Origin of the sequence: Ligilactobacillus acidipiscis DSM 15836, assembly GCF_001435755.1 — a bacterium.
Lineage (GTDB): Bacteria > Bacillota > Bacilli > Lactobacillales > Lactobacillaceae > Ligilactobacillus > Ligilactobacillus acidipiscis.
Genome location: NZ_AZFI01000056.1, coordinates 1 through 10,785 on the forward strand (window position 1 = coordinate 1; position 10,785 = coordinate 10,785).

At 37.3% G+C, this 10,785-nt stretch carries 8 protein-coding genes and 1 tRNA gene; 6 read left to right on the forward strand and 3 right to left on the reverse strand.

What is annotated here, in order from left to right:
• The first annotated feature begins 618 nt into the window (after nucleotides 1-618).
• Nucleotides 619-2,262: a peptide ABC transporter substrate-binding protein gene (locus FC65_RS05405; protein ID WP_056971839.1), complete on the forward strand. Its 1,644-nt coding sequence runs from the start codon at nucleotides 619-621 to the stop codon at nucleotides 2,260-2,262.
• 73 nt (nucleotides 2,263-2,335) lie between these two features.
• Here FC65_RS05405 and yaaA read toward each other — a convergent pair whose 3' ends face one another.
• Nucleotides 2,336-3,073, reverse strand: coding sequence for a peroxide stress protein YaaA (gene yaaA / locus FC65_RS05410; RefSeq protein WP_056971840.1), 738 nt, complete (start codon nucleotides 3,071-3,073; stop codon nucleotides 2,336-2,338).
• A 197-nt stretch (nucleotides 3,074-3,270) separates the two neighbouring features.
• On the opposite strand from yaaA, the gene FC65_RS11795 reads away from it, so the two are divergent.
• The 4 genes from FC65_RS11795 to FC65_RS05425 all read left to right on the forward strand — a co-directional run bounded on the left by FC65_RS11795 (nucleotide 3,271) and on the right by FC65_RS05425 (nucleotide 5,296).
• Nucleotides 3,271-3,435 (forward strand): hypothetical protein, encoded by a 165-nt coding sequence (locus FC65_RS11795; protein ID WP_154021997.1) that lies wholly within the window; start codon nucleotides 3,271-3,273, stop codon nucleotides 3,433-3,435.
• Between the two features lie 120 nt (nucleotides 3,436-3,555).
• Nucleotides 3,556-3,954 (forward strand): VOC family protein, encoded by a 399-nt coding sequence (locus FC65_RS05415; protein WP_010495368.1) that lies wholly within the window; start codon nucleotides 3,556-3,558, stop codon nucleotides 3,952-3,954.
• Between the two features lie 114 nt (nucleotides 3,955-4,068).
• Nucleotides 4,069-4,140, forward strand: a tRNA-Asn gene (locus tag FC65_RS05420).
• Between the two features lie 175 nt (nucleotides 4,141-4,315).
• The gene (locus tag FC65_RS05425) at nucleotides 4,316-5,296 is read left to right on the forward strand and encodes a YhdH/YhfP family quinone oxidoreductase (protein ID WP_056971841.1); all 981 of its coding nucleotides are present in this window, start codon (nucleotides 4,316-4,318) and stop codon (nucleotides 5,294-5,296) included.
• A gap of 56 nt (nucleotides 5,297-5,352) precedes the next feature.
• Here the strand turns inward: FC65_RS05425 and FC65_RS05430 are convergent, their stop codons facing one another.
• Nucleotides 5,353-6,243, reverse strand: coding sequence for a YitT family protein (locus FC65_RS05430; RefSeq protein WP_056971842.1), 891 nt, complete (start codon nucleotides 6,241-6,243; stop codon nucleotides 5,353-5,355).
• 404 nt (nucleotides 6,244-6,647) lie between these two features.
• Nucleotides 6,648-8,099: an APC family permease gene (locus FC65_RS05435; RefSeq protein WP_010495362.1), complete on the reverse strand. Its 1,452-nt coding sequence runs from the start codon at nucleotides 8,097-8,099 to the stop codon at nucleotides 6,648-6,650.
• A gap of 368 nt (nucleotides 8,100-8,467) precedes the next feature.
• Here FC65_RS05435 and FC65_RS05440 point away from each other — a divergent pair, with 368 nt between their 5' ends.
• Nucleotides 8,468-10,591 carry a putative ornithine decarboxylase gene (locus FC65_RS05440; protein WP_056971843.1) on the forward strand — a complete coding sequence of 708 codons (2,124 nt, stop codon included), beginning with the start codon at nucleotides 8,468-8,470 and terminating at the stop codon, nucleotides 10,589-10,591.
• The last annotated feature ends 194 nt before the right edge of the window (nucleotides 10,592-10,785 follow it).

Below are 10,785 nucleotides of genomic sequence, written 5' to 3' on the forward strand. Positions count from 1 at the left end.
TTAAATTTTACAATCTGCCATTTGTATCAAGCCAAAAATAATGGTGGGAACAAGGTCAATAATTTTTAAAATGACGAGATTATTAAAACAGACAGCTAAAGAGTAAAATAGCATGGCTGCTATATGCTTACTGAGGACAACAAGGTCAAGGTAAAGAGCGTTAATTTTGAAAGCAGCTGTTTTTTACTTGACTTTACCTAATTCTTTGCTTATATTTAATTTATCTACTAACGGGGGGTAATCATTGTGGCAAGTCAATTCGTCAATACTAAAATGTGCTGTTGCTGTACGTCGCGTCTGATGCGATGTTCAGTTTGTTAAGTATTGACTTTTACGATTGTTGCAATGAAAGAGTTCATACTAAACAAGTGATAATGAACAAAGCCCAGACGCGAGACTTCTTAAATGAATGATTGCGTCTTTTTTTGTATATTAAACTTGGAAATGTCGTTAATGTTTTTGAAGGTAAGCAAGGGAACTTTGAAAACAGAATATGACCCTTTATTGTGATGAGAGTATAGCTGTAATCGTTTTTTTAGATAATTTATTTAGTTTAGTTCCGGCAAGAATCGTTTCTTGGGACTTGTCGCTATGCTGTTATTGTGGGAGGAAATTAAAATGAAAAAGATACATAAGATATTATTGACCATTTTTACCGCTTTGCTGGTGGTTGTTATTGCCGGATGCGGTAATAAAAAATCAAATAGTAACGAGAGTAACAAGAAGCAATTAAATCTTAGTGCCACGGCACCCTTAGACACGATCGATATTTCGAAATCGACTGGATATGGGCAGACAGGCAACGTGTTTGAGAGCTTTTATCGTTTGGGTAAAAAGGGCCAGGTCAATGCAGGCTTAGCTAAAAGCAGTTTAGTTTCAGGCGATGGTTTGACTTGGACTTTTAAATTACGTGATGCTAAGTGGAGTAATGGTGACAAGATCACTGCTCAAGACTTCGTTTATTCTTGGCGGCGGACACTCGATCCAAAAACTAAATCACCATATTCATATTTGTTTAGCGGGATCAAGAATGCCGATCAGATCATCGATGGGAAAGCTAAACCTGATAGTATCGGGATCTCAGCACCTAATGATAAAACAGTTGTGATCAAGTTAGACAAACCGATTGCTTACTTTAAGGTTTTGATGGCCTATCCTTTGTTTGGACCGCAAAACGAAAAAGTCGTTGACAAGTATGGCAAAAAGTACGGGACTAAATCACAGTACATGGTTTATTCAGGACCATTTAAGATCAAGAACTGGTCAGGTACCGGCAACAAATGGCAATTTGCTAAGAATGACAACTACTGGGATCATAAAGTTGTTAAATTAGCTCAAATCAACTATACGGTGGTTTCTAATCCAACTACTGGGCAGGAATTATATCAGCAAAACAAACTTGACCTGACACCATTGACAAGTCAACAGGTGAAAAACTTTAAAAGCGATAAAGAATTCAAGCAATATCCTTATTCATATGTAACGTATATTAAGTATAATTTTGCCGACCAGGATGCAGCTAAACGCAAGGCTATGAATAACAAGAACATTAGATTGGCAATGTCGTTGGCGATCGATCGCGATGTTTTAACTAAGAAGATCTTAGGTGACGGTTCAGAACCGCCAAAGGGCTTTGTAGCTTCCGATTTAGCTAAAGACCCTCAGACAGGAAAAGATTTTGCTGACCAGCAGTATGTTAAAGACACTGTTGATACCAACACTAAGCTGGCTCAAGAATATTGGCAAAAAGGGTTGAAAGAGATCGGACAAAAAGACCTGAAATTGACCTTATTGGCAAGTAACGATGATGCTAACGGTAAGGTTATTTCTGAATATTTACAATCGCGTTACCATAAGATCTTACCAGGACTTGATATCGATATTCGTGATATCCCTGGTCATAGTGCAACCCAGCGTGCCGACGATGGCGACTTTGACTTGTATTTGTCCGGCTGGGGCGGAGACTTCAGTGATCCGATCACGTTCTTGCAAACAGTTAAGAGCAATACGTCATATAACCAAGGAAAATATTCTAATAAGGAGTATGACGAACTGGTCGACCGTGCTCAAGACCAAGATGCCAACGATGAAAATAAGCGCTGGGATGATTTAGTCAAAGCCACACAGATCTTAAACGCTGAACAAGGGATGACACCCGTTTATCAACAAGTAACAGCTTATTTACAGAAATCTGATGTTAAGGGTATTATCCATAATACTGCTGGAACACAGTGGAGCTATAAGTATGCGTACAAGGATTAAGAACTGATAATTAAAAAGCGAGAGCAAAAATTCCTTCAGAGACTAGGTGTGATCCCAGTTTCTGGAGGAATTTTTAATGGACAAAGATCAGTCTTTGTTTGTTAGAACGTTTTTCATCAAATGAATAAGTAGGAGATTGAAAGTTCTTGATTTCTTCCAAGGTAGTAATTTCATTTTCAGCCATAAAATGTACCATTTCGCCCCGCGCGATCTTCGCAGGGGTTGCTCGTGTTCGTAATTTACCATCAATTAAGTGTGCAAAAACTATTTCTACAAACTGATCATCTGGTCGCAAGTAAGGAGTGATCGCTTTAGAATATTCTTTTGAGGCCAAGTTGATGATCGGACCGTCAGTATTTAGGGTAGAATATAACTTATCTCCCCAAAACGTATAAAGGTCTTTATTATTGTTGACTGAAAGTCGAGCGCCCATTTCCAAACGGTAAGGAACAATTCCGTTGAAAGGTTTTAGAATGCCGTAAAAACCAGAGAGGATCCGCAGTGTCTTTTGCAAATAATTCAGGGCAGGCTGAGTTAGAACGTCTGGCGCCATGTATTGGTATTGAATTCCTGAATAACTTAGTATGGCAGGTGTTAATGGCTGTTTAAGATTTATTTCTTGAAGTTGGTGGTAATTTTTTTGGGTTAGTTTAGTGCTGGTTTTCCATAATTGTTGAGCTTTTGAATAAGAGAGCTGCTGCATTTTTTGTAAAATCATTGCAGTTTGCTCTAGAAAAGCAGGCTCCCCACTGGGAGAAAAGCTATCCTGATCGATTACCATTTTCTTCGCGGGTGAAATAATGATTTGCATAAGCACATTCCTTTGTTTAGCAGAGTTTGGTAGTTCTGCATTTGTTATAGTGATATTTCTTGCTGTTTCACATTAATAATAAACCAAACCGATATTATCGCAAAGGCGTTTTGTTCAAAGAAAGTCTGAATTCTGATAAAATTAGGTACTAATAAGAAAAAAAGCAAAACTTCCATATTTGTAAAGAAGGTGTTATTTTGAGTAAATTGAAACTCAATACAAAACAAGTTAAAGCAAGCTTTAAAGAACTCAATGATAACTTTAAGATAACCCCGTACCAATTTGCTAAAATTACCGGTATTCCGCAAACTTTTATCGATAAAACTCCTAATTCAAAATTTGATCGAGCTAGATTTGGATGATCCGCATTGTGTTTATAGTTTGTTCTTGAATAATTTGTTAGATCCTAATTATAGAAAGAAAATAATGTTGAGCTAGTTCTAGAAAAAGAAAGTTAACTTTTACATTTAATGGAGGGAACCATGAATCACACAGGAATAATAAGTCATATTGAAATTTACGTTAGCAATTTAGAAAGAACTCGTTTGTTTTGGGAAAGATTGCTTGTACAAGATCTGGGCTATAAAGTTTATCAAGAGTGGAGATCAGGTGTTAGTTATATACTGGATAAAACTTATATCGTTTTTGTTCAGTCTTCAAAGGTTGATCCTAAGTATGATCGGACAAAAACTGGGTTAAATCACCTGGCTTTTATGGTAACGACAAATAAACAAGTTGATGAAATACGTTCACAACTGCTGGCTGCTAAATATAAAGAATTATATGCGGATCGTTATCCCCATGCTGGGGGAAGTGATAGTTATGCTTTATATTTTGAAGATCCAGATCGTATCAAGGTTGAGGTAGTCAGTGATGAATAAAAAGTGGTATCTTTACTTTGAGTTAAGTAGTTTACGAAAACTATGGCTAATGCATCTATTTCCACATTGATCTCTTTTTGTGTTAGTATGTATCTCATCTAGTGGTAGGGTTATTGCTCAGTAGTTCAGTGGTAGAATAATTGGCTGTTAATCAAGAGGTCGCTGGTTCGAATCCAGCCTGAGCAGTTACAAATTTAAGTGAATTATTTTTAGCTGCTCTTTAATTGTATTGAAGTTAAGGAGTAGTTTTTAATTGTTAAATTTTTAAAAAGCTGATCTGCAAATAATGAGAGCGCTTTAAATGAGAGCGCTTTATATGATATTATTTAAGGAGGAAGTATCTGAGAAAGGTGGCAGCTTGATGACAAATTTTAAAGGATTTATTGTACGTAACTACGATAGTAAAGTTGAGGGACAGATCGAAAAATTAAGCACGGATGATTTGTCGGCTGGAAACGTATTGATCAAAGTTGAATATTCTTCATTAAACTATAAGGATATGTTGGCTTTTCAAAAAAATGGCGGGGTGATCCGCAACTATCCGTTGATTCCAGGTATTGATTTGGCTGGGACAGTGATCAGTTCTGAAGATGCAAACTTTAAAGAAGGAGAATGGGTCCTAGGTGCGGGTTACGGTCTGGGAGTGAGTCATAGCGGAGGATTAGCTGAAATTGCCAGAGTTCCCGGTGAGTGGCTGACTAAAGTTCCAGAGAACATGACAACTAGGGAAGCAATGATATACGGTACCGCTGGATTGACAGCAGGTTTATCTATCAAAGCATTGCTTGAAGCGGGAATGAAACCTGAAGACCATGTATTAGTCACCGGCTCAACTGGTGGAGTAGGCAGTATTGCTACTAAGATTTTGGCAAAGCTAGGCTATGAGAATTTAGCTGCTTTGGTGCGTAAGCCTGGACAAGCAAAAATTGCTCAAAGTCTGGGAGCTACAGAAGTAATTGACGCGTCGTCGATCAGATCCGGGAAACCGTTGCAGCATCAAACATTTGATTATGTTCTTGACACGGTTGGCGGTGATGTGGCTGCTGCTTTATTGTCAATGGTTAAGATCGATGGGGCAATGAGTGTCTGCGGTAATGTCGGAGGTAATAAACTAGCAACTTCAGTCTTACCATTTATTTTACGTGGAATATCTCTATTAGGTATTGATTCGATCACACCACCAGCTGAAATACAGAATGAAATTTGGCAAAAGCTGGCGACTGATTGGAACATCGTAGATGAGTTAGTAGTCGATGAAGTTGGTCTAGATGAAGTTTTGCAAGTTGTTCAAAAATTAAAGGATGGCCAGCATTTGGGCCGAACGATCGTAAAAATTCAATAGATAATGAAAAACTAGTTGTTAAGCTTAAGGTAACAGAGTTTAGCAACTAGTTTTGATTATTTTTTCTTTTTTAGCAAGTGTTTTCTGGGTCGGCTATAGGTAAAACCTTCCCCTGCGGCTTCATTTACACTAAATGAGGTCATAAAAGCATGAGGGTCGACAGAAGAAACAAGTTCCTTTAATTCGTGAAGTTCATTTGGAGTTACCACAACGTACAGGGTCGGACGTTGTTCACCCGAATAAACTCCCTGTCCATTCAAGACAGTGACTCCACGATCCAATTTTTCCATGATCAAGTCGGCTATTTCACGGTAATTGTTACTGATTATCAGGTTGCCTCTTGCCTCGTATGCGCCGTCGATCGATGAGTTGATCAAGCGGGTCGCGATGTATGAATAAAGCAGTGTGTATGCCATATGACGCAGATCCACATAGACTAACGAAATAGTTAAAATGATCACATCTAACCATAATAGTGTTTGTCCCATTGGCACACCCTTGAAGCGTTCAAACATTTTAGCGATGATGTCGGTCCCGCCAGTTGTTCCCCCAAAGCGATAGACGATTCCTTGTCCAATACCACCACAGATACCAGCACCGACTGAAGCCAAGAATAAATCGTGATCAATGTTGATACTTAATGGGACACGTTGCCAGATCCATAAAGCAATCGATAAAACGACAGTCCCGTAGATAGTATAGATCAAAGCTTGACGCCCAAGATAGCGGTAACCAAACCAAATCAAAGGTATATTCAAAAGTAAAGTCGTATATGCAGGATCTATTTTAAAAACGGCTTTGACTATTAAAGTTACACCACTGAGACCTCCATCTGCTAAGTTATTGGCGATATTAAAGAAGACCAAGGAAAACGCAAAAATTGTGCAGCCAACTGCTATCATGATCAGATCTAAAACATGGACTGATTCGGGATTTTTTTCGGCCACAAGATCACTCCCCTCAAAAAAAGATATGTAAACTAATTTTAGCAGATTGTTCAATGAAAAGAAAAATAATTTAGGTCTCTGTCACAACTCATTACCAAGAAATTGCGAGGCTTAACAAACGTATTATTCGGCCATGGTTACATATAAAGTAGACGAGCAAACCTAGTCATAAAAACCTAACCTTGGAGAAAAAATAAGAACCGTCTCATAGTAGGATCCTTTTATCCCATTATGATGCAGTTCTTATATTCACAGCCAAAATTAATGCTCCAGTGTCCCCGTTTAAATCTGGGCTTTAAGTACTCTCGCTGGATATGATTTTTTTGTTAATATTTTTTAGCAGAGTTACATTAGTTAGCGACAAAAGTACTGACCAAAAAATTTCTTTTTAATGGTACCTTATTTTAAGCAGTGCCGCAGTCCTTTTCCTTACGCAGTTCTCGTTTGCGTAACCAAGGCATGACAAGGCCTAGACCAAATAAAACAAAAACAGTAATAAAGTTTAAAATAAGCTGGTGAGTGAAATCCCAGGTTCCAAATTTAACTTCCTGTGGAATAAAGCCTAATGTTGCACAAACAAAAGTAAATAGTAAGCACCAGCCTCCGATCAAAAGAGCACCTGTCTTGTTTTTAATAAAAACATAATCTGAGTGAAATTTCTTATCTTGCAAACGTACAGCAATAAAAGCAAAAAAGACCCAGCATGTTTTGTATGGAGAGACAATGCCGTTAATGTTTAGCAACCAATTATAAATTGTATTAATATCTGGCAATGTCCCTGTTAAAAGCAGTAAAAAAAGATTCAAACCAGTTGTCATTAAATATGAGTTTACCGGACGTCCATTTTTATTTTTTCTAGTTACCCATTTAGGCATGAAATTATCAGCAACATCACCCGCAAAAACGCGACTAGTTGCATCTAGTAACACAGCTAACTGAGCCATCATAAAAATCGCTTGCACAACAGCAAAAACGTACATTAAAATATTGCCTAAACCGAGTTGCTGACCGAGCAAAGCAAAAGCATAATAGGGACCGTTCATTTTAAAATCATGTGGTATCTGGTTTCCATTAAAGAAAACTGCCAGTGCCAAGGTTCCAAAAATAGTTAAGAAAGCAGTCATAATAGCTAGTAGCCACATTGCTTTAGGAAACTCATGCTTAGGGTCGCGCATGCGTACTACATAAGGTGCTGCTAGTTCAGCTCCTGACATTGCAAAAATCAGCAGACCAGTGGTTGAAAAGTACTTTAAAGAGAAATTGGGCATAAAAGAGTGCCAATTAAATGGTTGAGTAGCGATATGTGCCCCTTGGGTCAATGCATAACCAGCTAAAAGTACAAACAAAGCGGACATAATAAACATTGCGCCACCACCGATTAATGACAAAATTTCAAGGGAATTTTTGATTGCATTTTCCAATAAAATAAATATCAAGATCAAACCGAAAGTTAATAAGCCGAACCAAAATGGGGACATTTTTTGTCCCAAAGTGTTGTTACCAAGAATCATCCAGCTAAAAGAAACGATAACCGAGTTAGAAACATCCACAATATAAGGTACACTTTGTACCCAATACATCCACGAAGTAACATAACCTAGAGTATCATTACTACTGCGACGAACCCAGGAAGCCAGACCGCCATCTTGATTATCAAAAGTTAAACTCATCTGACTGGCAATCAATTCATAAGGAATAACGTAAGTAAATAAAAGAAAGATCCAAGAGATAACGACCGAAAGACCTTGGTTTTGAAAAGGATAGAAAATATTTTCGAAACTGATTATTGTTACAAAATCTAAAAGTGCAATCACAGTCCAGTGCATATAGTGTTTGTTTGGTTGTAATTCTTCCATAGTTAATAATTTTGCTCCTTAATTAATTATTCTTTTTGTTTTAAGAATTAATTATAATGTTAGGAGGTTTATAAACTGCAATAAGAAAAGACATTAATATCCCTCATTTTATAGTTATCGTTAGTAATGGAACATCAAAGTCCGATTTATACTGTAAAACTTACAAGGAGCTTTTACTTCTCATGTTGTATAATAAATCTAGTTTCTATTACCTGAATTCTATTTTTGTGACTAAATCTAGCTTAAAATCTGTATAATATGTATTTTCATGGTGAAAAAGTATTGCTATATTTTGTAGCTATTCTATTGTAAGCCAATTTAACTTTTTTTTACAGAAATTTTCTAATCTTGAAAGAACGTGAAAAAACATGAAAATTTTAAAAATCGCCGCTCCTAAGAACTTGAGTAGTTGTATTCCCGTTCAATGGAAAAGAATTGAACCAACTGATGTTACAAATCCAGCCGAGATCGCTGGCGCTGTTTGCTTAAAAGATGACTTTTATTTTCAACAAATTTTTCAAAAATTGCAACAAGATTCAGGATTGTCTTTTCCCATAATTAAGGTGTCTGTCCCGTTTGATGTAAAAGATATTCAATCTCAAGTTATTAATGCTGCTGAAAAATATGAACAAAAAAATATCCCGGGTTTTTTAAGTGATTTAATCAAATTCGCTAAGGACACACCGCTTAGTTTTACAACTCCCGGGCATCATAATGGACAGTATTATGAAAAGCACCCGGCTGGTGTGGTATTTGATTGCTTTTTTGGTAAAAACATGCTGACAGCTGATACCAGTGATACAGTTGCTGCGTTGGGAGATACTATGACTCATACCGGCACGCCGCTAACTGCTCAAAAAGTTGCTGCTCAAGCTTATCACGCTGATAAAGTTTATTTTTGTACGAATGGGACAACCAGTGCTAATACAATTTGTGCCAGTGCTTTATTATCTCCTGGTGACCTTGTATTATTTGACCGCAACAATCATAAATCCTTATATAATAGTGCGCTGGTTTCTAGTGGTGCGATCCCGATATATGTCAGAACAGACCGCAATCCCTTGGGATTAATCGGGGCAATGAATCCTGATGATCTGAGTGAGAAAAGTTTAAGAGAGCAAATCAAAAAGGCAGCCCCTGCAAAAGCGAAGGCTAAACGACCATTTCGCTTAGCAGTCGTTCAAGCTGAAACTTATGATGGTGTTTTTTATAATGCAGAATGGATAATCAAAAAAATCGGCTCTCTTTGTGATTATATTTTATTTGACTGTGCTTGGGGAGGGTATGAACAATTTGTTCCACTGCTTAAGGAGCTATCGCCGTTAAATCAACATTATGAACCAGATGACCCAGGGATCTTAGTTACACAATCCGTCCATAAGCAACAAGCTGGAATGGGACAAACCTCTCAGATCCTAAAAAAAGATCATCATATAAAAGGCCAATCACGATATGTTGATCATAAACATTTTAACAATGCTTATTTGAAATACGTGACCTCCAGTTATTCCTATCCTATATATGCTTCCTTAACTACTAATGCCTATTTAGCAGCTAGTGAAGGTGTTTCTAAATGGTGGTCGGATCTATTAGTTAGAAGTATTGAATTCCGAAAGCAATTATTACGTCGTTCTAAAATATTTAAACCGTTAGTACCTTTAACTTATGAAAATGTTTCTTGGCAAAATATTCCAACAGAGCAATTGGCCACCCAGCAAAAATATTGGCAGCTGGACAAAAGTATTAATTGGCATGGCTTCAATAATACTGTAAAAGATGAAGCAATGTTAGATCCGTTTAAGTTAACGATCGTAACACCGGGGATCGACATTGCAAATGAGCGTTATCTAGCTGATGGAATTCCAGGAGCTGTTGTAGCGGAGTTCTTGTTGGAAAAACAAATTATTCGTGGAAAGGATGATTTGAACTCATTACTGTTCTTATTAACGCCTGGAGATTCAGAAAGTGATTTGAATACTCTACTTGACGCTTTGTTGGAATTTGAAAAAGCTTATGAAGCTGATATTTCTCTACAAGAGGCTCTGCCACGACTTTATGAAAAAAATCAAGAACGTTATCAAGGGTACACTTTACATGACCTCTGTCATGAAATGCATGAGTATTATAAAGAAAACAATACTTTCAATTTACAAAAAGCTTTATTTGCCAAGAGGAACTTGCAGGATTATGTAGAAACTCCATGGCAAGCTGATTTGAGTTTTAAGAAAAACCAAAATGAACTTTGCGATTTGGACAACATTGTCGGTCAAGTCGCACTGGAGGGTGCTTTGCCTTATCCACCTGGAGTGTTTATTGTTGCACCAGGAGAAAAATGGCAAAAAATAGATCAGCAATATTTCAAAGTATTAGTTGGAGTGATGGAAAACTTCCCCGGATTTATTCCAGAGATCCAAGGTGTCTACTATGAGAAAGATCAGCAGGGGCATTATAAAGTGCAAGGTGAGGTAGAACACAAAGTTAATGAATTTTAGGAATGAATAAGGGCAGATTATAAAGACATGTATTTGTTTCAGACCAAGTTTACATCGGGCAGCTTTTTTGTTATGCGAGATTCGGAATAACTAAAGGTTGAAAGCACAAAAACAGACCACCCCCTCGATATTATGAGTCTATACTTTTTAGTGTTGATGAGTAAAGTCATCAGCACTATTTTTTTGGCAAAGGA